This is a genomic window from Catenulispora subtropica, assembly GCF_039531675.1.
Classification (GTDB): Bacteria; Actinomycetota; Actinomycetes; order Streptomycetales; family Catenulisporaceae; genus Catenulispora; species Catenulispora subtropica.
Genome location: NZ_BAAAQM010000013.1, coordinates 13528 through 35126, shown reverse-complemented (window position 1 = coordinate 35126; position 21599 = coordinate 13528). Strand labels below are relative to the sequence as shown.

Here is a 21599-nt window from a genome sequence, read left to right as displayed (position 1 = left end):
GGGGGTCGACGGGGCCGAGGGCGCCGACGGGCTCGGCAGCGCCGCCTCGGCGAGTGAGCTCATCGCCGGGATCTACGCCGACGGGTGGAGCCGGATCGTGGCCACCATGATCCGGTTCACCGGCGGCGACTGGGACCTGGCCGAGGAGTGCGCGCAGGACGCGTTCGCCCAGGCGCTGCGCCGATGGCCGGAGGAGGGTGTCCCCCGCCAGCCGCTGGCCTGGCTCACCACCGCCGCCCGCAACCGCGCCGTCGACCGGTTGCGCCGCTCCGCGACCGAGGCGGCGAAGCTGCGGCAGTGGGCCGCTCTGGAGGCCGAGCCGCCCCCGCCCTACACCAGCGACGGCGAGATCCCGGACGAGCGCCTGGAGCTCATGTTCACCTGCTGCCACCCGGCGCTGAATCTCGACGCCCAGGTGGCGCTCACCCTGCGGGCGCTGGCCGGTCTGAGCACCGCCGACATCGCCCGGGCGTTCCTGGTCTCGGAGCGGACGATGGGCCAGCGCGTCTTCCGCGCCAAGCAGAAGGTCCGGCACGCCGTCATCCCGTTCCGCGTCCCGCCGGCCCACCTGCTGCCGGACCGGCTGCCGGCCGTCCTGCACGTGCTCTACCTGCTGTTCAACGAGGGCTACAGCGACCAGCAGGAGAAAGTGCGCCTGAGCGCGGAGGCGATCCGCCTGGCCCGGGTCCTGGCCACGCTGATGCCGGACGAGCCCGAGGCGCGGGGTCTGCTCGCGCTGATGCTGCTGCAGGACGCGCGCCGTCCGTCGCGGCGGGACGCGGACGGCGGGATCGTCACCTTGGAGGAGCAGGACCGCGCCCGGTGGGACCGTGAGCACATCGAGGAGGGCTCGGCGATCCTCGAAAGCGCCCTGCGGCGCCGCCGCGCCGGCCCGTTCCAGATCCAGGCGGCGATCGCGGCCTGCCACGCCACCGCCCCCTCGTTCGAGGCCACCGACTGGCCACAGATCGTCGGACTGTACGACCAGCTCCAGCAGGTGGCCCCGAGTCCGATGGTGGAGCTGAACCGCGCCGTCGCACTCGCCATGGCGCAGGGCCCTGAGAAGGCGCTGCCGGTGGTGGACCAGATCGCGGCGTCCGGCCGCCTCGACGGCTACCACCTGCTGCACGCCACGCGCGCCGATCTGCTCCGCCGCCTCGGACGGACCGCCGAAGCGGAGAAGAGCCTGCGCACGGCGCTGGATCTGGCGCCGACCGACGCCGAGCGGCGGTTGCTGGAGCGACGGATCCAAGCGCAGCGGTAAGGACCGCGCATAGGATCTACCCATGACCATAGACATCCGGCCCATCGTCGAGCCCGAGTTCCCCGCCTGGTCTGACGGAAGTCGCGAAACCGGAGCCCGGGAGTTGTCGGATCCGGCCCGCCCCGTTCGTGGTCAAGGTGAAGGGGCCGCCCGTGAGGGGTCCGCCGCACGACCGCAGGAGATGACGCCAGATGCCACACCCGCTGACCAAGATCCACCGCATGTCCGAGCTCATCGAGCCGATCGGTACCGTCACCTTCTCAGAGGTACCGAACGAGGCGTTCCTGGCCGTCGGGATGCGGAACTACTGGGATGGGTACTTCGCGGGCCGGGCCGCGCCGCTGGGGCCGGCGCCGGCCGAGGTGGTGCACGCGGTCTTCTACAACTTCGCCGAGGGCGAGGTGGCGCGGCACATCCCGTGGGTCTGGGGGAAGGTCACGCCTCAGGAGGCGATCGCCGTGCGCGAGCGCGGCAGCGCGGCCGCGCTGCGGCAGCGGATCGGGCAGCTCGCCGAGGACCCCGGCCTGGTGCGGGCCGTCGACCTCGCCACGCGGGCGGCGGTCAGCGCGCCGACCGAGGGCCGGGCGCTGTACGCCGGGCTGCGGGCGCTCGACCTGCCCGAGGATCCGGTGGCCCGGCTCTGGCACGTCGCGACGCTGCTGCGCGAGCACCGAGGGGACGGTCACAACGCCGCACTCCTCGCTCATGGGATCGGCGGCACCGAGGCCCATGTGCTGATGGCCCTCTCCCTCGGGATGCGGGCAGAGGAGTTCGGCCGGCTTCACCACCTGCCCAGGCCGCGGCTGACCGCCGTCGTCGACGGGCTGCACAGGCGCGGCCTGGTGGACGCCGCCGGCGGGTTCACCGACGCGGGGCGGAAGACCAAGGAACGGATCGAAGCGCTCACCGACGAGCTGGCGGCGCCGGCCTACGACGTCCTCAGCGCGGACGAGCTCGACGAGCTGATCGCGCGGCTGGTGCCGATCGCCGCCGCGGTGGAGGCCGCCGGGGATTGAGCGGGCGGGTCAGCCGGCGCGCCACGGGCTCTCGTCGGCGCTTTCCTGCCCACCAGTACGGTGTCACAGTGGCCGAACATGAAGATCACTCTCGCGTCCCCGAGCTGCGCTGGGCCTCCCTGTCCCACCGTCAGGTCCTCGCCGCGCTGATCGAAGCAGGCTGGGTGCCGAGCGGAGTCGGCGACTGGGCCACCGGTCTGCGATCCCCGGACGGGACTCTCGTCGCGCGGATCTGCCCGTTCGATCCGGCCTACGCCGCGTTCGTCGAACTGTGCCGGGTCTGCGCCGGCAACCCGTGGCTGCCGAAGATCGAGCTCGCCGCCGAGCTGGAAGGCGGCGGCTCGGCGGTCTTCCTGGAGTACGCGGCCCCCGCCGGGCCCGAGGTCGCCGAAGAACTCGCCGAGCGGTTCCGCGACGGTGACGGCACCGGCTTCGACGACGAGTTCCAGCAGGTCCGCGACGCCGCCGGGAAGATCGACGCGAGCTACCGGGCCGCGACCCCGTGGTGGGACGGCCTCGACCTCAACGAGGCACACGTCCGCCGTGCCCTCGACGGTCGCCTCATCCTCATCGACATCTTCTGCATGGACGGCGCCGCTCTCTACGGCATGATCCTCGACGACCTCGCCGAGGTGCACCGCCGCATGCCCCGCGACCGCATGCGCTACGTGCTGGAGATCCCGTACATCGCGCGCGAGAGCAGCCCCGCTGAGATCGCCGCTCTCCGGAACGCCTGGTCAGCACTGGATTAGACGACGGCAGCTGCCTGCTCCAGGAGATCGGGCTGGACGGCTGAGGTGCCGGGCCGCCGCCGTCGGCGAAGCCTGATCCGCGCACGTCCGGCCAGCGCCGCGCCGACCAGCAGCCCCGCCGCGCCGAGGGCCTGGAGCGTGGTGAAGGACTCGCCGAGGAACACGGTGCCGCAGAACGTGTTCACAGCCGGGACCAGGAACATCATCAGCGAGGCCGACGTGGGGCCGACGGCGCCTATGCCGCGGTAGTAGAAGACGTTGGCGACCGCGGTCGCGCCGAGGGCGAGGTAGGCCACGTTGAGCCAGACCTGCGAGGGCAGCGCGCCCCACGGGACGCGGCCGAAGTCGGGCGCGGCGAGGACGGCGAGCAGCACCGCGCCCGCGCAGGTCGCGCACGTCATCGCCGTCAACGGCTCGATGTCGGCCAGAACCTTCGGCGCGGAGAGCGTGAAGGCCACCCAGCACACCGCGCTGAGCAGGTACAGGGCGTCGCCGGCCAGCCGGTCCGAGCCGGCTCCGCCGCCGTCGGCTCCGACGAGGTAGACGGCGGCTCCGGCCAAGCCCAGCCCCAGCCCGAGCAGCCTCCTGCGGGACACGGCCTCGACGCCCCGGACGAGCTGGAAGGCGGTGGTCAGTACGGGGCTCATCACCGGGATCAAGATGCCGCCGTCCAGCGACGGGGCCAGCGACAGGCCCCAGAAGAAGAACCCGTTGTAGGCGAAGACGCCGAGCACGCCGGCCAGCGAGGCGCGGGTCACGGCGCGCGCCGTGACCTTCCGGGCCGGACGCCGCCGGCCGGACACCGCCACGGCGACCAGCAACGCGATCGCGCCGCCGCCGAACCGCAGCGTGGCGGCGACGGTGTGCGGGACGTGGTCGACGACCGTCTTGGAGCTGGAGAAGGCGCCGCCCCACAGCATCATGGTGACGGTGAGGAGCAGGAAGGGGTTCCGCGAGCGTTGATCGGCCGACATGCCCCCGACCCTGGCCCCGGCCCGCGCTTCCGGTCTTGAACGCTCGTGCGGGTGCATCCGGACTGGACGGTATGAGAATGGCCGGGTGACGAGCACGCGCGGGTGGGCGGAGTACTGGCGGGACGACGGCCGGGGCCTGGAAGCCATGCACGCGCGCTTCCGCGAGCACGTCTACACCCCGCACACCCACGACGCGTACTCGTTCGGCGTCACCGACGCCGGGGCCCAGCAGTTCCACTGCCGCGGAGCCCTGCACACGAGCACCCCGGGCATGGTGATGGCGCTGAACCCGGACGAGGTCCACGACGGGCGCGCGGCCGTGGAGCTCGGCTATCACTACCGCATCGTCTACGTCCATCCGCGGGTGGTGAGCTCGGTGCTCGCCGACGCCGCGGACCTGCCGACGGACCTGTCCGAGCCGTTCGGCGACGCGAGCGCGACGGCCCCGCTTCCGCTGTTCACCCGGCCGGTCATCGGCGACCGCCGCCTGGCCGACGCGATCGCCCGCTTCCACGCGGCGCTGGCCGGCGCCGCGAACGAGCTGGTCCGGGACGAGCGCCTCCGTGCGGTCATCCTCGCGGCGGCCACCCGCGGGGCGACCCGGCCGCCGAAGACACGGTCGCTCGAAGGCGGCGCCCAGCGCAGGGCCGCGCTCAGGGCGCGGGCGCTGATCCGCGACTCCTATCCGGAGCCGGTCCCGGTCGAGCTGCTCGCCCAGGCCGCCGGGTGCAGCCGGTTCGCGCTCTACCGCGCCTTCCACGCCGAGTTCGGCATGTCCCCCAGCGATTACGAGCGCCTGCTGCGCCTGCGGCACGCGCGGTCTCTGTTGGCCGCGGGCAGCCGCCCCGCCGACGCCGCGTCGCTGAGCGGCTTCGCCGACCAGGCGCATCTGGCGCGCTGGTTCAAGCGCACGTACGGCATCACGCCGGGTGTCTTCGCCGGCGCCGGCTACGCGTCCGTGGAGAGCACGAGCTGACCGCGCAGTGAGTCGTAGGCGAAATCCACGAACTGCTCGATGGACCAGGCCCGGTCGCGTACCAGTAGCAGGTACAGCTCCGGGCTGAGCATCGCGTAGAGCAGGTCCGCCGCCCGCTCCACGCTGACATCCGGACGCGCGCCGGGTTTGGCGAGCAGGGCTTCCGCGGCCGCCAGCTGCACTGTCAGCCGCTGTGCGTTGCCTTCGCGCCACAGCTCGTCGAGCTCTGCCTCCTGCGCAGCGGCCGTCCGCAGCACCTCGAACACCGCGCTGGCCCGTGAGCCGACGCCGACGGCGCCCTCGACGTGCGCCCGCAGGTGCTCGGCGGCGGTCGGCGCGGCCAGGGCCGTGGTGAACCACGTGCGCTCCATGGTCGGGATCGGGTCGTCGTCGCCGGCGACCGCGACGTCGACGACCTCCTTCAGCAGCGAGCGCTTGTTGCGGAAGGTGAAGTAGATCGTCTGGACCGACACGCCGGCCCGGTCCGCGACTTGGACCAGCGTGGTGGCGCCGTAACCGTGCTCGACGAACAGCTCCTCGGCGGCGGTGAGCATCCGCCGCCGGGTCTGCCGCGCCTTCTCCGCCTGCTTGGCGTTGACGGGACTCATGACTGAAGTCTAGCTTTAGAGTTGAACTCTAAAGCTCAACTCTAGTGTCTGACTTCAGGAGGTACACCATGCCTGTGCTGCGGATAGTCCGCTTCACCACCGAGCCCGAGCAGGCCGAGGCGATGCTGAAGTGCCGGGCCGCGCTGATCGGCGCCACCCGCGAGCGGTTCGCGGGGCTGACCGAGACCCGGCTGGCCCGCGTCGACGAGCGCACGTGGATCGACCACTGGCGCTGGGAGTCGGCCGAGCACATGCAACGGGCGCTGGACGACGTCGCGACGATCCCGGGCGCCGGGGAGGCGTTCGCGCTCATCGCCGACCCCCAGCCCCTGGTCGCCGAGATCGCCGACGAGACCACCGGTGAATGATCATGGACAGCGTCAGCGTCGACTACGTCCTCACCGCCGACCGCGTCTTCGACGGCGAGGAGGTCCACGAACACCACGCGGTGGCCGTCTCCGGGAACCGGATCGCGGCCGTCGGGCCGAGCGCGGAACTGCGCGGGCGCGGACGCACCATCGCCCTCGAAGGCACCTTGCTGCCCGGATTCATCGACCTGCACGCCCACGTGCATCTGGACCAGACGCCGCGCGACGTGGTGCTGCGGCACGGCCTGACCACCGTCCGGGACACCGGCGGGCCTCTGGTGCCGCTGGAGGGAGGCGACGGCCGCCTCAGGGTCCTGGGCTCCGGGCCGATCCTGACCGCGCCGGGCGGCTACCCGGTACCGGTGTTCGGACCGCGGGCCGCCCGGGAGGTCGCCGACGCCGACGCGGCGCGCGAGGCGGTCCGCAACCTGGCCGCCGGCGGGGCGGCGATGGTGAAGATCGGGCTGGAGCCGGGCGGCTCCGGCGGCGCCCCGTGGAGCGCGCACGCGGCCACGTCCGCCCCGCCGTGGCCGCTGCTTCCGGTGGAGACCGTCGCCGCGATCGTCGCCGAGGCGCACGCCCACGAGCTGATCGTCAGTGCGCATCTGTCCGGGCCGGCGGGTGCGGAGATCGCGCTGGCCGCCGGCGTGGACGAGTGGGCGCACGTCCCCTGCGACGCGTTGCCCGACGAGCTGATCGAGAAGGCCGCGAGCGCCGGGGTCCGCGTGATCGGGACACTGGACACCCTGTCCCGGACCTCGGGGTCGTTCCCCAACGCCGTCCGCATGGCACAGGCCGGGATCCGGCTGCTGTACGGCACCGACCTGGCGCACCCCGACGTGCCGTGGGGCATCGACGCGTTCGAACTCCAGCTGATGCTGCACACCGCCGGCGGCGCGGCGACCCCGGCCGAAGTGCTGGCGGCGGCCACGGCGCGCGCCGGCGAGCACCTCGGGCTGGCTCCGCTCGGACGCCTGGTCGCCGGGGCGCCCGCGGATCTGATCGGGACCCGGGGCGACGCGCTGTCCCGGTTCAAGCTGCTGGAGTATCCGGCGCTCGTGGTGTCGGGGGGTGTGATCGTGGTGGATCCCCGGGGCTGATCGTGCTCGGCACCGGCTCCCGCCTGCTGCCGGTCCTCAGCCGGTCCTCAGCCGGTCCTCAGCCGGTCCTCAGCCGGTCCGCGGCAGCAGCGTCGCCCCCCGTGGATGACACACGGCTCCCGCGATCCGCCGCGTGTCGCGGTGCGCCTCCAGCGACAGGGTCGCGGCCCGGCGCGCCTCGCGGTCGGTCCCCTCCGCCTCGGCCCGGTCCCGCGCGTAGAGGCGCGCCAGGCCGCCGAGGCGGTAGCGGGGCTTGCCGTGGTCGTCGCGGCCGGCCGGGCGGACGATGTGCGAGGCGACGAGCTGGTCCAGGACATCGTCGGCGGTGTCCTGGTCGACGCCGAGGAGCTGGGAGACCAGGCGCGGGTCGAAGTGGTCGTCGTCGAGGCGGCCGAGCTGGCGGAACAGGGTGCGGGCCGGTTTGTCCAGGGAGCGGTAGCCGTGGTCGAGGGCGTCGCGGACGGCCATGCGGCCGTGCACGAGCTCGTCCAGGCGGCCGCGCTCGTCGGACAGGCGGGCCACCAGCCGGGAGATGGGCCAGTGCGGGCGGGTGAGCAGGCGCGCGCCGGCGATGCGGACCGCTATCGGGAGCCGGCCGCACAGTTCCGTCAGGACCCTGGCCGCCTGGGGTTCGGCACGGACGCGGTCCTCGCCGGTGACGGCGGCCAGCAGGCGGATGGCCTCGGCCTCGCGCAGCACGTCCACGATGACCCGGGTGCAGCCGATGCCGGCCAGGTGGTCGCGGCTGGTGATCAGCACGCCGCAGTCCGGCGAGCCCGGGAGCAGCGGCGCGACCTGTTCCTCGTCGGCGATGCCGTCGAGGACGACGAGCACGCGGCGGCCGGCCAGGGCCCCGCGGTAGAGGTCGGCCAGTTCCTCGACGGTGTCCGGCAGCGTCTCGGTGGCCACGCCGAGGGCCCGCAGAAAGCGGACGAGGATCTGCGCGGTCACGGCGGGTCCGGCGCCGCCGTTGAGCTCGGCGTAGAGCTGGCCGTCGGGGAACTCCTCCCGCAGCAGGTGGGCGACGTGGAGGGCGAGGGCCGACTTGCCCAGGCCGCTGGCGCCGATGACGGCGACGATGGCGGCCGAGGGCTGGTCGGCCCCGGTGAGCGCGGCGGCGATCGCGGCCTCCTCCTCGGGACGGCCGGCGAAGTGGTCGATCTGCGCCGGGAGCATGTGGGGGCGCACCACCGGGTGCTCGGCCCACGCGCGGTGCCGGTGCGCGATCGGCGGCCGTACCGGTGCCGGATCCGGCCCGCCGCGCCGCAGGACCGGCGCCGTCCGCCGGTCCGCGCCGACCGGATCGAGGGCGCCGCGCAGGATGTCCTCGTGCAGGCGGCGCAGTTCCGCGCCGGGCTCCACGCCGAGTTCGGAGGCGATGGTCCCGCGGGTGCGGGCGAACACCTCCAGCGCCTCGGCGGTGCGGCCGGCGTGGTGCAGGGCGGTCATCAGGGCGGCGGCCAGGTCCTCGGCGAGCGGCTGGTCGGTGAGGGCCTGGTGCAGGGCGTCGACGACGGTGGCCGGGCGGCCGAGGCGGGTCTCGACGGCGGCGTAGCCGATGAGCGCCTCGCCGCGCTGGCGGACCAGGTGCTCGCGAGCGCGGGCGGCCCAGGCACAGGTGAGGTCGGCGAGCGGGATGCCGTCGGCGCCGGCCAGGGCGGCCCGGAACAGGGTGCTGCGTTCGGCGTCGTCCAGGCCGGGGCCCTTGGCCCGGGCGGTCAGGGTCCGGAGGCGGTGGACGTCGACGGCGTCCGGGTCGGCTTCCAGGAGGTAGCCGCCGGAGCGGCGCAGGAGATGGACCGGGGCGGACTCCTCGCCCTCCCCGTTCGCGGACGCCAGGACCCTGCGGAGCCTCGTGACATAGGTGTAGAGGACGTTGCGGACCTCGGCGGGCGGGGCGTCGTCCCAGACCCGCTCAATGAGCGTCTCCTGGGTGACGACGCGCCCGGTGTCGGCGAGCAGCGCGGCCATGACGGTGCGCTGCTTCAGGGGGCCCAGGTCGACGCGGCCGTCAGGGCCCCAGCACTCCACCGGACCGATGAGTCGGAACTGAGGTTGAAAGTCCATCGCTCCCCCCGCACGGTTCACCACGCCGATCGAGAAAACTACGCGATCGCGTAGTTCTATCAGCGTTCGAACCTAGCGTAGCGGAACGCGGACCGTCTGCGGTGTGCTGCCTTCGACACGTCACGAAGTATTAACTTGAGCCGTTCGGCCGAACTGGTGAACCGTACGCCTCACCGCGTAAGTTATAAGTGAAAGCGAAACAATTTCGGGAACCGTCATGCCGCCTCGGCCCGCACCAGGGCGGCCAGCGCCTCCGGGGTGCCCGCCGAGACCGCGGGGATCCGCGCGTCGATGCGCGCCGCCAGTCCCCCGAGCGTCCGCCCCGGCCCCAGTTCCAGGAACCGCCCACAACCCATCTTCCCGATAAGAGTCCTGACACACTCCTCCCAGCGCACCGGCGCGGTGAGCTGCTGCTCCATCAGCCGCGGCCAGTCGGCGCCGTCGACGTGCGTCCGGGCGTCGACGTTCGCGACCACCGGCGCGTGCTCGGCGGCGAACCCCGCGTGCCGCAGCGCCGACCACAGGCGCTTGGCCGCCGGCTCCATGAGGGGGCTGTGAAACGCGCCGCCCACGTCCAGCCGCACCCACCGCGCTCCGAGATCCTCCTCGACCCGCTCGCAGGCGGCGGCGACGCCGTCGTCGGTGCCGGAGACGACGACCTGGTTCGGCGCGTTCAGGTTCGCGGACCAGACCTCGAACCCGGCCGCCCGGCACGCGCCGAGCACGCCCTCGACGTCCTGCGCCACGGCGTCCTTCACGGCGGCCATGGCACCCGGCCGGGCGGCCGCCGCCTCCCGCATCGCGCCGCCCCGTTCGGCGACGAGGTGCGCCGCGTCCTTCAGGCGGATGGCCCCGGCGGCGTACAAGGCCACATACTCGCCGAGGCTGTGTCCGGCGTAGGCGACCGCGCCGCTCAGCAGCCCGAGCCGCCCGGCCTCGGCATGCGCCAGAACCCCGGCCGCGAAGACGGCCAGTTGCGCCCGGTCGGTCCGCCGCAGTTCCCCGGCGTCCGCTTCGAGCAACAGCCACGCGAGGTCGACGCCGGTCCACTCGGACATGTCACCGATGAGCGCCCACGCCTCGGTCTGCTGCCACGGCCGCCCCATCCCGGGACGCTGCGTGCCCTGTCCGGGGAACAGGATCCCCAGATCGTTCATCGCCGTTGCTTCCATACGGCGATGCTGGCGCACCCCCGCGGGTGCGAACCTTGAACGAACCTGAACCGGCGTGGTCAGACCGCCGCAAAGCGGCTCAGCCGTCCGCGACGCGGTCCATCAGGGCGGCGGCCAGGCGGAGCACTTCGCGTTCGGTCACCGTCAGCGGGGCGAGGGCGGCGGCGAGCCAGGAATCACGCTCGGCCACGTCCTCCTCCAGGGCCCGCGCACCGGCTTCGGTGATGGTGATGATCGACTGGCGGCGGTCGGTGGGAGCGGCCACCCGCGCCACGAGGCCGTCGCGCTCCAGTTCGGCGAACACGCGGGTGAGGGACTGGGGCTGCTGGCGGTCGGAGGCGGCCACGTCGCCGGGCGTGGACGGACCGTGGCGGCGCAGGTGGCTCAGGACACTGATCTTGTTCGTGCTGAGCGCGCCGGTGGGGCGGACGGTCCGGACGCGGCGGGCCAGGCGGGTGGTGCCCTGCCGGAGGGCGGCGGCGATGGCGAGCAGGTCCGGGTCCGGCGGCGGATGGCTTGTCACGTCGCTAAGCTATCACTTACTATCTGTCCTCGACCAGACTTCGACCATAGGCACGCACGCTGCAGAATACGGCAGCCAACTACTCTAGGTAGTAGCGAATGAGTACTAATCTGATCGCCATCGGTCGCAGCCGCCCGGTGTGGCGCCCCGCCGCGCTCCGCGCCGCCGCCGTCACCATGGCGGCCGTGCTGTCCGCCTACGCGTCGGCGATCTGGATCGAACACCGGGCCCATCTGCACGTCGACATCGTCATCACCGCGGTGGCCGTCGCCATGACGCTGGCCCGCGTGCAGCTCGGCGCCGACCCCTGGGACCGGCTGATCGGCACCGCGGTGCTGGCGGCCTCCGCGGCCGGGGCCTCGGAGGTCAGCTCCCTGATCCTGCGGCACCAGATCCTCGGCGACGCCGCGTTCACGGCCGCGGTGGCGGCCTCGATCTGGATCCGGCGCTTCGGGCCGCGCGCGACGAAGGCCGGCACGGTGCTGGTCGTGCCGTTCGTGACGCTGCTGGTCACACACGCCGAAGGCGTCCCGCCCCACGCCGCCTCCTACGACCTGTGGTCCGCGCTGATCGCCGGCGTCGCCGCGTTCTGGGTGGCCGCGTTCCAGCTCGGCGCCGCCGCGGTCGGCCTGCGCGAGCAGCGGGGGCGGCGGCCGGACGCCCCGGCGAAGGCCGCCGCGGAGCCCACGGCACGCCGCATCGCCGCCAGTACCCGCATGGCCTGCCAGATGGCCGTCGCGCTGGCCGCCGCCTTCGCCATCGGGCACCGGGCCTTCCACGACCACTGGCCGTGGGCCGTGCTCACGGCCTTCATCGTGTGCAGCGGCGCCCGGGGACGCGGCGACGTCCTGCACAAGGGCGTCCTCCGCGCCGCCGGGGCGGCGGCCGGCACCGTGATCGCGACGTGGATCGCCGACGCCTTCCCGCCGAACGACCGCTGGTCGGTCGTCATCATCTTCGCGGTGCTGGGACTGGCCGGCTGGCTTCGCGAGATCAGCTACGCCTGGTGGGCGGGCAGCGTCACCGCCGCCTTGTCGCTGCTCTACGGGTACTTCGGCCAGAGCGCTTCGTCACTGCTCCAGACGCGGCTGGAGGCGATCCTGGTCGGAGCGGCGATCGGGATCGCAGCGTCCTGGCTCGTCCTGCCGGTCCGCACCCGGGACGTCCTCAAGAGGCGCCTGGCCGACGCGCTGGCCGCCCTCGGCGACTTCCTCGGCGCCCCCCAGGACGACCGGGCCGAGATCCGGCGCCGCCAGGGCCGATTCCTGCACGCCGTCACCCTGCTGGAGCAGATCGCCAGGCCGCTGCGGGCTCAGCGGATGCTCGGCCTGGGCCGGCGCGCGGACCTCGTCGACGCGGTCCACGGCTGCGTCGAACCGGTCGGCACGCTGGCCGCGGTGTCCGTCAGCCCGGAATCCGAACCGCTCCGCCGCGCCGTCGCCGCGAACGTGGGCGCGATCCGCAGATCGATCGGCCGCAAACCCGGCGCGTCCTACCAACCGGTCCCGTCGGGCGGCCGGTCCACCGCCGCCGTGGCGCTCGCCGACCTCGACGCCGCCCTCGGCACCCTCGACGCCTTCTACGGCCCGGCTCCGGCCCCCGAATCGGGACCGGAGCCGGAAACGACGAAGACGAAGCCGGGTCAGTGCCCGGAGATCCACGTGTCGATCATCCCGAAGGACTCCCCCGCCGACGGATGCAACGCCACCGAGTGGCCGGTCTCCGGCACCAAGACCACGTCGACCGACGGCGCCGACGTGTAGAACGACCGCTCGTTGGCCGCGACCCCGGCCACGTCGGCGCAGTCGACCGTCGAGCCGCAGAACAGGCCGTCTCGCCGGCCGTCGAGGACCAGGACCGGCTCAGTGACCCCGGCGGCGGCGTTCAGCACCGGCGGCAGCTGCGAAGCCGGGAGCCCGATCGCCAGGTCGGTGGCCGAGGCCGTGTCCTTGTGCGCCTCGTCGTACGCGATCACCTGCGGATCGGCCGAGGCGGAGAAGAACGCCGGTCCGCGCGTCCCCGGCTCCGTCGTCACATAGCCGGGGTCCAGGCCGCGGCCGGCGAACTGCGGATCGTTCCGGGCCGGGTAGAAGATCGACGCCGGCGGGGCGACCGCCTTCTCGTCGTGCAACAGCCCGGTGACCACGAGGCGGTCGGTGTCGTGGAACGCCGCCGCCTCCTGGACCGCGACGATCGAGCCGAACGAGTGCCCGACCGCGTCGACCGTCGCGAAACCCCGCTGCCGAAGCGCCACGACGACCTGGTGCAGCACGTAGGCGTCGGCCTGCGGCGTGAGCAGCACGCTCAGCGGATGGCTGCTGGCACCGGCGCCGACGCGGTCGTAGGCGAACGTCGCACGGCCGGCGGCCAGCGTCTTGTCGACATAGGAGTAGGTATCCGGCGCGACCGGCCAGTCCCAGTAGGTGCGGTTGTATCCGGCGCCGTGGATCAGGACGTCGACCTGAGTGGTCCCGGCCGCAGGAAGGCAAAGCGTCCCGTCGACCACCTCCGTACGCGGCGAACCGGGAGCCAGGGCGACGGGAAGCCGGACATCAGTACACGTCTTGTCTTCAGCGGCGCGCGCCGGAACCGCTGCGACGCCCATCGCCAACGCGATCCCCAGTAAGGATGCGAAGGCCGTATTCGTAGCTCTCATCTTTGTCCTCACTTCGCGGCGACGCGGTCCAGGAACTCGGCGAGTTCCGACCCGACGCCCCCGAACGCCTCATGCGCGCCGGGATACTTGTGCCATTCGACGGGATGGCCGTGCTCCTCCAAAAGATCCCTGACATCGATGCCGATGAAGTAAGGGATCACCCAGTCCCGGCGGCCATGGCCGAGCCACACCGGCAGCTCGGCGTTGGCCGCGCTCCGGCTCTCCATCAGCGGGACGTCCCCGAACCGGAAGGCCGCGTACAGCGCCAGTCCTCCGAGCCGCTCCGGATACCGCAGCGCCACGTAGAGAGCCATGGCGGCGCCCTGCGAGAACCCGGCCAGCACCACGTGTTCGGCGCCGACCCGCTTCGACTCCTCCTCGATCAGGTGTCGCAGCCCTTCCTCGGTGGCCGCCAGCGTCACGGGATCGGTGGTCCCCAGCTTCAGCACCGACTGGTCCACCCACGCCCGGGTCGGGGCACCGGTGATCGAGGACTTGGCCTGCGCGGGTGCGCGCGGGAAGACCGCGCGCACCCCCTGCTCGGCGAGTCCCAGCCGGTCCGCGATCGCGGCCGGGTGCCCGGTGTCCTGGCCCATGCCGTGCAGCCAGATCACCGACACCCGCTCCGGGCCGCGGGCCTCGGCCTCGACCAGTTCCAGCCCCGCGGAGACCTCGACCGATCCGCTCCGTCCGGCGTCACCGGTCCCCCGGTCGCCCGCGGTCATCAGGCCGACGCCGCCGGGGCGGCCTTGGTGAACACCATCGACGCGTACTGCCCGCCGAAGCCGAACGAGCTCTTCAGCACGGTGCGCACCGGGCGCTCGACCGGGGTGAGCGAGGTCTTCACCCCGCACTTCGGGTCCGGTTCGGTGGTGGTCGCGACCGGCGGCACGATGTCGTGGGTCAGGGTCAGCGCCGCCGCCACCGTCTCCACCACCCCGGAGGCCGCCGAGCCGTGGCCGGTCAGCGACTTGACCGCGCACACGTCGATCTCCGCGAGCCGGTCGCCGAAGACCCGGCGCAGCGCGCCGGCCTCGGTGACGTCGTTCAGCTTCGTCGACGTGCCGTGCGCGTTGACCGTGTCGATGTCGTCCGGCGTCAGGCCCGAGCGGTCGATCGCGGTGCGGATCACGCGCTCGACCTCGGTGACGTCGGGCGCGGTGACGTGCCCGGTCCCGACCGCCAGCCCCCAGCCGCCGATCGCGGCGTGGAACCGCTCGACACCGCGGGCGCGGGCGTGCGAGGCCCGCTCGACGATCACCGCGCCGGCCGACTCGTTGATCACCATGCCCGAGCGCCGGGCGTCGAAGGGCGTCGACGCCTGGGCCGGATCCTCGCCCTTCCACCGGGACAGGGCCATGAGCTGCCCGTACTGCGACAGCACATACGGCGTGCTGCGGGAGACGCTCGCGGTCACGATCGCGATGTCGGCGTCGCCCAGGCGCAGCAGCCGCGCCGCCTCGGCGACGGCCCGCAGGCCGCCGGAGCAGGTGGCCTCCAGCCGGGTGCCCAGCACCGGGGCCCCGAGCTTGGCGGCGACCTCGGCCTGGAACTCCGAGACGTCGGTCAGCTCCGGCGGCAGCGCTCGGTCCGCGAGGTACTCGGCGTTGGCCACCGGGTCGGTGCCGGCCGCCTGGTACCGCTCGGCCTGCGCGCGCAGGTGCGGGGCGTAGTCCTGCGGGAACGAGCCGCTCGGGCCCGGCCACACCCGCGCCCACACCAGCGCGGCCGCGCGCGCCGGCGGCGCGGTGACGGCCGCGTCGGCCAGCGCCTGGTCCAGCGCGTCGTGCATCAGGGTGTCGCCCCAGGACCGTTCGGCGCCGCCGGGCCCGGTGCCGGACCGCTCGCGCACGGCGTCCTTCAGGTCGTCCGGGATGATCCCGGCCACCCAGCCGCACGGCAGCTGCGACAGGTCCATCCGGTCCTCGAACCGCAGTCCGGACCGGCCCCGCAGGTTGGCCTCCCAGAAGTCGGCGACCGAGGCGCCGATCGGGGTGACCACGCCCATACCGGTGATGACGATCTCGTCGTCGTCGAGCTCTGACATCCGCGTCCCGCCGTCCGTGTCCGGGTCCGTGCTCACAGCGCTCCTCCCCACAGCACGGCCGCGCCGGCCGTCGAGGCCTTGACCCCGTGGCTGACCGACGTCACCAGGGCGGTGCGCGCCGAGGCCGCCGCCCGCGGCCCGCCGACCACGAACTCCAGGTCGCCCAGGTCCGGGTCCGGCTTCACCAGCAGCCCGACCGGCGGCGTCCGGCCCCGGCGCAGGCTCTCGGCGGCCAGCGCCACGTCGATGAGCCCGCCGCACTCGAAGGCGTTGCCGACGGTGCCCTTGCTGGCGGTGACGTGCGCGCCCGCGGCCAGCGGCCCGAGCACGGCGCACTCCTCGGCGTCCAGGCCGACCGACCCGGACCCGTGCGCCCACCACACGTCCGGCACGGCGCCGTGCCGGCTCAGCGCGGCGCCGGCGGCCGCGGAGATCGCCTCCGGCCGGGCCGGCGTGCACCGGGTCTCGCAGGCCACGAGCTCGACCGGGGAGGCGTCGGCGCCGAACACCGGCGCGGCGTCGTCCCGCTCCAGCAGCAGCGCCACCGCGGCCTGGCCGGGGAAGGTCCCGCCGCGGCCGGCGTCGAAGGGCCCGGCGCCGGGCGCGGCGGAGGTGCCGAGCCGGTCCTCGCGGTCATAGGCCACGAGCATGGTGGTCGACAGCGGCGGGGCCACCCCGACCACGATCACCCGGTCCAGCTCCCCGCTGCGCAGCAGCCGGGACGCCTGCGCCAGCGCGCCGAGCCCGGCGGCGCCGCCCTCGCCGTAGACGGCGACGTTGGAACCCCGGAACCCGGTCGCGATGGCCACGAACTGGCCGATCTGCGAGGGGATGCCGCGGATGTAGGAGAAGTCCGGGACCTCGTCGTAGAGCAGCTTCGGCAGCGGCCGCGGGTCGGTCTGCGCCGAGACCGCGATCTTCCCCATGGCCTCGTTCAGCTCGTCGGAGCCGCTGCAGCCGACGGCCATCACCACGCCGGAGGCGATGGCGGTGGCGCCCTCGACCGGGTCGGCGCCGGCCATGGCCTGCACCGCGGCCGCGACCGCGCCGAACGCCGCGGTGTTCGCGTACTTCTTCGCGTTGTCCCACAGCTTGCCGGCCGGCCACGGCGTGTCCGCCGGATCCAGCGTCACGATCGGCCAGGGCGAGCGCCGCTGCCGCGCCTCGGCGGCGGTGGGGACGTACGACCGGCCGGCGGCCATCGCCGCGAGCACCGGGTCGACCCCGGCGCCCGCGGCGGTGATCAGCCCGGTCCGGGTGATCAGGATCCTAGGCATTCTGCTCCCCCGCGGTCCGGCCGACGCCGCCCCACAGGCGGTAGCCGCCGTCGACCGTGATGGTCTGGCCGGCGATCCACTCGGCCTCGTCCAGGCAGAGCATGGCGACCGCGTCGGCGCTGTTGTCCACGGTGGTGCTGCGGTCGTCCGGCCATGGCGAGATCGCCGCCTCGTGCCGGACGCCGTTGTTGAAGTCCGGCCGGACGTTGAACACGCCGGTCTGGACCAGGCCGGGGCGGACGCAGTTGCAGACGATGCCGTAGGGCGCGAGCTCGTAGGAGAGGTACTCGGTGAGGACCTCCAGCCCGGCCTTGGCCGCGGCGAACAGGCCGGCCCGCGGGATGATGCGGGTCGTCGTGGAGTTGGTGATGGTGATGAAGCGCGCGCCGGGCCGGCCCTTGAGCAGCGGGATGGCCTCCTTGGCGAGCAGCCAGGTGGCGCGGGAGTTGGTGTCCTGGACGAACTGCCACTGGTCCAGCGTGGCGTGCTCCAGGCGCGAGAACTTGGTGGCGCCGGCGTTCTGGACCAGGATGTTCAGGCCGCCGTGCTCGGCCTGGATCTGGTCCATCAGGCGCCGGATGGCCTGCGGGTCGGCGAGGTCGGCCTGGTGCAGGGAGACCTTCGTGCCCTGCTCCTCCAGCTCGGCCTTGAGCTCGCGGGCCGGCTTGGCGCGGTCGACGTAGTTCACGGCCAGCGTGCAGCCCCAGGCCGCGAGCTTGCGCGAGATGCCCTCGCCGATGCCGCGGGAGCCGCCGGTGACCAGGGCGATGCGGCCGGCCAGCGGCTGGAAGCCGGTGGTGCGGGTGTCGGTGGTGCGGGTGTCGGTGGTGGTGCTCATGCGGTGGCCGCCTCCTGCGGTCGGCGCTCGCGGCGCAGGACGACGGCGCTCATCCGACCGATCGCGTAGGCGGCGCCGTCCTCGTCGATGACGCGGCGCACCGTGTTGACCAGTCCGAATCGCTCGTCGATCTCCTCGGCGTGCGCGGTCTCGGTGGTGAAGTGGAAGGGGACGTCGGGATACAGGGGCTTGACGAAGTCCCAGTGCATCGAGCGCATGCCGACGATGGCGGCGCGCGCGCCGTGCTGGACGGTCCAGCCGGAGGTGATGGAGTGGATGAACCCGCCGGGCACGATCGGCTTGGTCCGCTCGGCCTTGGCCGCGAACTCGGCGTCGTCGTGGATGGGGTGCTTCTCCCCCATCAGGTCCAGCAGGTGGTCCAGCAGTTCGCTGGGGAAGGTCAGCGGGCCGTAGGTGCGCACCGGCGCGGCCGCGAGGTCCTCCCAGTACTTGACGTCTGCCATGCCGGGGCCTACTTGCTGCCGCGCGGGCGCATGACCAGCCGCCCGCCGTCGGCGGTGATGGTCTGGCCCTGGATGTAGTCGGCCTCGTCGGAGGCCAGGAAGGCGACCAGTCCGGACACGTCCTCGGGCAGGCCCCAGCGGGGTCCGGCGGCGTCGTCGCCGCCGAGCTTGTCGGCGACCGGGCCGGTCATGTCGGTGCGGACCCGGCCGGGCGCCACGCAGTTCACGCGGATGCCCTTGCGCCCGACCTCCATCGCCAGGCCGCGGGTCAGCGCCTCGACGCCGCCCTTGGAAGCGGCGTAGGCGGTCTGGCCGGCGCCGGGGATGCGGACCGAGTTCGAGGAGACGTTGATGATGCGTCCCCAGCCCTGGTCCAGCATGGCCGGCAGCACGGCGCGGCAGAGCAGGAACGGACCGGTCAGGTTGACCCGCAGCACCTGCTCCCAGCGCTCGGTGCTGGTCAGCATCAGCAGGTGGTCGTCGATGACGCCGGCGTTGTTCACCAGGACGTGGATCGCGCCCTCGGCGTCGGCGACGGTCCGCACCAGCTCCTCGACGGCCGGCTCGTCGGCGACGTCGGCGCGGTGCGCGACGGCGTGGCCGCCGTCGGCCAGGATCTCCTCGACCACCTGCTTGGCGGCGCCCTCGGCGTCCCGGTAGACGAGGTGCACGCGCAGCCCGTCGGCGGCCAGCCGGCGGCAGACCGCCGCGCCGATGCCGCGGGAGCCGCCGGTGACGATCGCGACCCGGTCCGTGGTGGCGTCCGGTGCGCTCACGCGGCTCACGCCGCTCACGCCTCGATGCCGTCGAGCAGCGACTGGACCGTGCGGCCGTGCTCGGCGGCGTTCTCACCCCAGGTGTCGAGGTCGAAGACGCCGAGGTCGCGGTTGATCTTGCGGCTCAGCTGCAGGATGTCCAGCGAGTCCAGCCCCAGGTCGTCGACGAGCGAGTCCGACGGCAGGACCTTGGTGTCGGCCAGTCCCGGCTTCACCTCGACGATCAGCGCGACGATCTGCTCCAGCGCGGCGGTGGCGGTCTTCTCGGTGGCAGGCATGCCCATTCCCCTCATCGTGGTCTGACACTGACACGGGGCGTCCCGTGCCAGACCAGCTTCGAAGGGGCGGCGCGGCGGGAACCTTGACGGCCGCTTGGCGTGTTTCTTGACGTTCCCTGACCGACGTCCCGACCGGTGTATCAGGCCCCTTCAACGGCTTCGGGCATCGGCCACGGCGCAAGGTCGCGGCCGGCGTGGAGGTTCCGTTCCAGTCCCGCCTGACTCAGTATCGTCGGGGCCGTGACGATCCTGCTGCCCGTTGTCCTGTCGGTGAATACCGGCGTCGCCCAGCCCACCGAACACTCCGACGTGAACTTCACGGCCATCGACAAGCAGCCGATCGCCGGGCCGGTGCGGGTCTCCGTTCCGGGCCTCGGTGGCAGCGGAGTGGCCGGCGACGAGCTCTGCGACACCCGGTACCACGGCGGGGAGGCGCAGGCGGTGTATGCGTTCGCGCGCGAGGACTTGGACGACTGGGCCGCGAGCCTGGGACGCTCGCTGGGGAACGGCGTTTTCGGGGAGAACCTGACCACCTCAGGGCTCGACGTCACCGGCGCGGTGGTCGGCGAGCGGTGGCGCGTCGGGTCGGCGCTGCTGGAGGTGACGGCGCCTCGGATCCCGTGCCGGACGTTCGCCGGGTGGCTCGAGGAACAGAGGTGGGTGAAGCGGTTCACCGAGCGGGCCGCGCCGGGAGCGTATCTGCGGGTGGTCGAGGAGGGCGAGCTCCAGGCCGGTGACGCGGTGGCGGTGCTGGACCGGCCCGGGCACGGGGTGACCATCGGTGAGGCGTTCCGGGCGCTGACCACGGAACGGGAGTTGCTGCCGCGGTTGCTGGAGGTGGAGTCGCTGGCCGGGAAGGCCCGGAAGCGGTTGAGGGCTTAGGCGATGAACAGCCTCCGGAAAAGGCGCCGCCAGTGCTCGCGGTCCCGGCGCACGTAGAGCACCAGTGTCAGGAGTGAGAGCAGAGGCAGGTACCAGATGAAGGGACTGGCGCTCTGGTTGTCCAGGGGGTCGCCGAGCACCTCCGCCAAGGCGTAGCGGCGGTCGCCGAAGTTGCCGGTGATGGTGACCGCGAAGACGACCGTCTCCACGAGCGAGGCCAAGGCCAGCAGGTAGCCGAGCACCAGCCAGCCGCGCCTCATGCCGGGGATCACCCAGAACACGAGCGCGAGGAGGAGGCCGGCGTAGACGGTCACACCCATCGCTACCGGCCACCCGCTGTCGTAGTGCCAGGACTCCATGAAGCCGACGTGCAGCCCTGAGCTGTAGGTCCGTTCCGTGTCGCCCGAGCTCACTTTCAACACCGGGACGAAGGGCATCGCGGCCACCAGGAGGAACGGGATCACGCGGCCGGCCCAGATGAGGATCGGGGGGCGTGCCTTGGAGTTGGAGCCGGAGCCAGAGCTGGTGTCGGGGCCGGACCTCGCGCCGGAGCCGGTGCCAGTACCGTCGGCTGGGGTCACTGCTGCTTCGGTCGGAGCTGGTGGGGCAGCGGCCTCGGTCGGAGCCGCACCCGCGCCGACACCCGCACCACCGCCTGAGCCACGGCCGGCGTCGACGACTGCTGTGGGCCCCGGCACCGCCCCCTCCGCGGGCACCATCTCCAGCGCCCGTTCGACATCCGGACGCGCGTCCGGGTCCTTGTCCAGCAGCGCGACGATCAGCGGCGCCAGCGCACCGGCCCGCGACGGCGCCGGCACGTCCTCGAACAGCACCGCCCCCAACGTCGCGGCCACCGTCTCCCGCGCGAACGCCGACACCCCCTCGACCGCGTGATACAGCGTCGCCCCGAGCGAGAACATGTCGGCGGCCGGGCGGCTCTCCTCCCCCTTGGCCCGCTCCGGCGCCACGTACTCCACCGAGCCGATGAACTGCCCGGCGGTGGTCAGCCGCGTGTCCGAGGTCAGCACCGCGATGCCGAAGTCGGTCAGCAGCACCCTGCCGTCGTCGGTGAGCATCACGTTCGCCGGCTTCACGTCGCGGTGCACGATGCCCGCCGCGTGCGAGGCGCCGAGCGCGCTCAGCACGGCGCGCGCCACCCGCGTGGCCTGCTCGACGGTCAGCGCGCCGTCGTCCCGCAGCCGGTCGGCCAGCGAGCGGCCGGGCACCAGCTCCATGACGATCCACGGCGTGCCGTCGTCGATCACGACGTCATGGACGCTGACCACGTGCGGGTTGCTCCGCAGCCGCGCGGCGTTGCGCGCCTCCCGCCCCGCGCGGGTGACCCGGTCGGCACGCTCGGCGTCGGTGAGCTCCGGCGGCAGCACCACTTCCTTGATGGCCACCTCGACATCGAGCGAGGTGTCGACGGCGCGCCAGACCCGGCCGAACCCCCCGGAGCCGAGCCGGTCCACGAGCCGGTACCGGCCCCCGACCAGACGTCCGGCCACCGCCACCGAGCGCGTGGGCCCGTCCGAAGCCGACATCACGTCACCACCCACCC

At 73.2% G+C, this 21599-nt stretch carries 21 protein-coding genes and 1 pseudogene; 8 read left to right on the top strand and 14 right to left on the bottom strand.

Annotation, left to right across the window (positions count from 1 at the left end):
- Positions 1-106: 106 nt before the first annotated feature.
- From ABD466_RS13550 to ABD466_RS13540, 3 genes are all read left to right on the top strand, one after another.
- A complete protein-coding gene (locus ABD466_RS13550; RefSeq protein ID WP_344657469.1) occupies positions 107-1264 on the top strand; it encodes an RNA polymerase sigma factor in 1158 nt (385 codons plus the stop codon).
- A gap of 191 nt (positions 1265-1455) precedes the next feature.
- Positions 1456-2280 carry a MarR family winged helix-turn-helix transcriptional regulator gene (locus ABD466_RS13545; protein ID WP_344657357.1) on the top strand — a complete coding sequence of 275 codons (825 nt, stop codon included), beginning with the start codon at positions 1456-1458 and terminating at the stop codon, positions 2278-2280.
- 68 nt (positions 2281-2348) lie between these two features.
- Entirely contained in the window at positions 2349-3032 is a 684-nt protein-coding gene (locus tag ABD466_RS13540; protein ID WP_344657356.1) for a hypothetical protein, read from the top strand.
- Here ABD466_RS13540 and ABD466_RS13535 read toward each other — a convergent pair.
- Complete coding sequence (locus ABD466_RS13535) at positions 3029-4006, bottom strand: DMT family transporter (RefSeq protein WP_344657355.1); 978 nt, start codon at positions 4004-4006, stop codon at positions 3029-3031. The two genes, ABD466_RS13540 and ABD466_RS13535, sit on opposite strands and share 4 nt — an antisense overlap.
- Before the next feature lie 145 nt (positions 4007-4151).
- Here ABD466_RS13535 and ABD466_RS13530 point away from each other — a divergent pair, with 145 nt between their 5' ends.
- Positions 4152-4982 (top strand): AraC family transcriptional regulator, encoded by an 831-nt coding sequence (locus tag ABD466_RS13530; protein WP_344657468.1) that lies wholly within the window; start codon positions 4152-4154, stop codon positions 4980-4982.
- Here the strand turns inward: ABD466_RS13530 and ABD466_RS13525 are convergent.
- Complete coding sequence (locus ABD466_RS13525; RefSeq protein WP_344657354.1) at positions 4955-5590, bottom strand: TetR/AcrR family transcriptional regulator; 636 nt, start codon at positions 5588-5590, stop codon at positions 4955-4957. The genes ABD466_RS13530 and ABD466_RS13525 overlap by 28 nt on opposite strands.
- Positions 5591-5658: 68 nt before the next feature.
- On the opposite strand from ABD466_RS13525, the gene ABD466_RS13520 reads away from it, so the two are divergent.
- Complete coding sequence (locus ABD466_RS13520) at positions 5659-5958, top strand: hypothetical protein (protein ID WP_344657353.1); 300 nt, start codon at positions 5659-5661, stop codon at positions 5956-5958.
- Positions 5959-5960: 2 nt separating this feature from the next.
- Positions 5961-7058 (top strand): amidohydrolase family protein, encoded by a 1098-nt coding sequence (locus ABD466_RS13515; RefSeq protein ID WP_344657352.1) that lies wholly within the window; start codon positions 5961-5963, stop codon positions 7056-7058.
- A gap of 69 nt (positions 7059-7127) precedes the next feature.
- Here ABD466_RS13515 and ABD466_RS13510 read toward each other — a convergent pair whose 3' ends face one another.
- The 3 genes from ABD466_RS13510 to ABD466_RS13500 form a co-directional block, all read right to left on the bottom strand.
- Positions 7128-9125 carry an AfsR/SARP family transcriptional regulator gene (locus tag ABD466_RS13510; RefSeq protein WP_344657351.1) on the bottom strand — a complete coding sequence of 666 codons (1998 nt, stop codon included), beginning with the start codon at positions 9123-9125 and terminating at the stop codon, positions 7128-7130.
- Positions 9126-9340: 215 nt separating this feature from the next.
- A complete protein-coding gene (locus tag ABD466_RS13505; RefSeq protein WP_344657350.1) occupies positions 9341-10297 on the bottom strand; it encodes an ACP S-malonyltransferase in 957 nt (318 codons plus the stop codon).
- Between the two features lie 79 nt (positions 10298-10376).
- Entirely contained in the window at positions 10377-10820 is a 444-nt protein-coding gene (locus ABD466_RS13500; RefSeq protein WP_344657349.1) for a MarR family winged helix-turn-helix transcriptional regulator, read from the bottom strand.
- A gap of 98 nt (positions 10821-10918) precedes the next feature.
- Here ABD466_RS13500 and ABD466_RS13495 point away from each other — a divergent pair.
- Positions 10919-11935, top strand: a pseudogene (locus ABD466_RS13495) (FUSC family protein); the annotation flags it as partial.
- 527 nt (positions 11936-12462) lie between these two features.
- On the opposite strand, the gene ABD466_RS13490 reads toward ABD466_RS13495, so the two are convergent.
- The 8 genes from ABD466_RS13490 to ABD466_RS13455 are packed head-to-tail and all read right to left on the bottom strand — an operon-like array spanning position 12463 to position 19156.
- The gene (locus ABD466_RS13490) at positions 12463-13425 is read right to left on the bottom strand and encodes an alpha/beta hydrolase (RefSeq protein WP_344657348.1); all 963 of its coding nucleotides are present in this window, start codon (positions 13423-13425) and stop codon (positions 12463-12465) included.
- Positions 13426-13484: 59 nt separating this feature from the next.
- Entirely contained in the window at positions 13485-14201 is a 717-nt protein-coding gene (locus ABD466_RS13485; protein WP_344657347.1) for an alpha/beta hydrolase, read from the bottom strand.
- On the bottom strand, positions 14201-15559 hold the full coding sequence (locus ABD466_RS13480) for a beta-ketoacyl-[acyl-carrier-protein] synthase family protein (RefSeq protein ID WP_344657346.1): 1359 nt from the start codon (positions 15557-15559) through the stop codon (positions 14201-14203). Before ABD466_RS13480 ends, ABD466_RS13485 begins: the two co-directional genes overlap by 1 nt.
- Entirely contained in the window at positions 15556-16800 is a 1245-nt protein-coding gene (locus tag ABD466_RS13475) for a beta-ketoacyl synthase N-terminal-like domain-containing protein (protein ID WP_344657345.1), read from the bottom strand. Before ABD466_RS13475 ends, ABD466_RS13480 begins: the two co-directional genes overlap by 4 nt.
- Positions 16793-17638 (bottom strand): SDR family NAD(P)-dependent oxidoreductase, encoded by an 846-nt coding sequence (locus ABD466_RS13470; protein ID WP_344657344.1) that lies wholly within the window; start codon positions 17636-17638, stop codon positions 16793-16795. The genes ABD466_RS13475 and ABD466_RS13470 overlap by 8 nt, the downstream gene beginning before the upstream one ends.
- Positions 17635-18102 (bottom strand): MaoC family dehydratase, encoded by a 468-nt coding sequence (locus ABD466_RS13465; protein ID WP_344657343.1) that lies wholly within the window; start codon positions 18100-18102, stop codon positions 17635-17637. Before ABD466_RS13465 ends, ABD466_RS13470 begins: the two co-directional genes overlap by 4 nt.
- Before the next feature lie 8 nt (positions 18103-18110).
- Positions 18111-18887: an SDR family NAD(P)-dependent oxidoreductase gene (locus tag ABD466_RS13460; RefSeq protein ID WP_344657342.1), complete on the bottom strand. Its 777-nt coding sequence runs from the start codon at positions 18885-18887 to the stop codon at positions 18111-18113.
- 5 nt (positions 18888-18892) lie between these two features.
- Positions 18893-19156, bottom strand: a complete 264-nt coding sequence (locus ABD466_RS13455; RefSeq protein ID WP_344657341.1) for an acyl carrier protein — start codon at positions 19154-19156, stop codon at positions 18893-18895.
- Positions 19157-19402: 246 nt separating this feature from the next.
- Here ABD466_RS13455 and ABD466_RS13450 point away from each other — a divergent pair, with 246 nt between their 5' ends.
- Positions 19403-20038: an MOSC domain-containing protein gene (locus ABD466_RS13450; RefSeq protein ID WP_344657467.1), complete on the top strand. Its 636-nt coding sequence runs from the start codon at positions 19403-19405 to the stop codon at positions 20036-20038.
- Here the strand turns inward: ABD466_RS13450 and ABD466_RS13445 are convergent.
- The gene (locus ABD466_RS13445; RefSeq protein ID WP_344657340.1) at positions 20035-21582 is read right to left on the bottom strand and encodes a serine/threonine-protein kinase; all 1548 of its coding nucleotides are present in this window, start codon (positions 21580-21582) and stop codon (positions 20035-20037) included. The two genes, ABD466_RS13450 and ABD466_RS13445, sit on opposite strands and share 4 nt — an antisense overlap.
- Positions 21583-21599 lie beyond the last annotated feature (17 nt).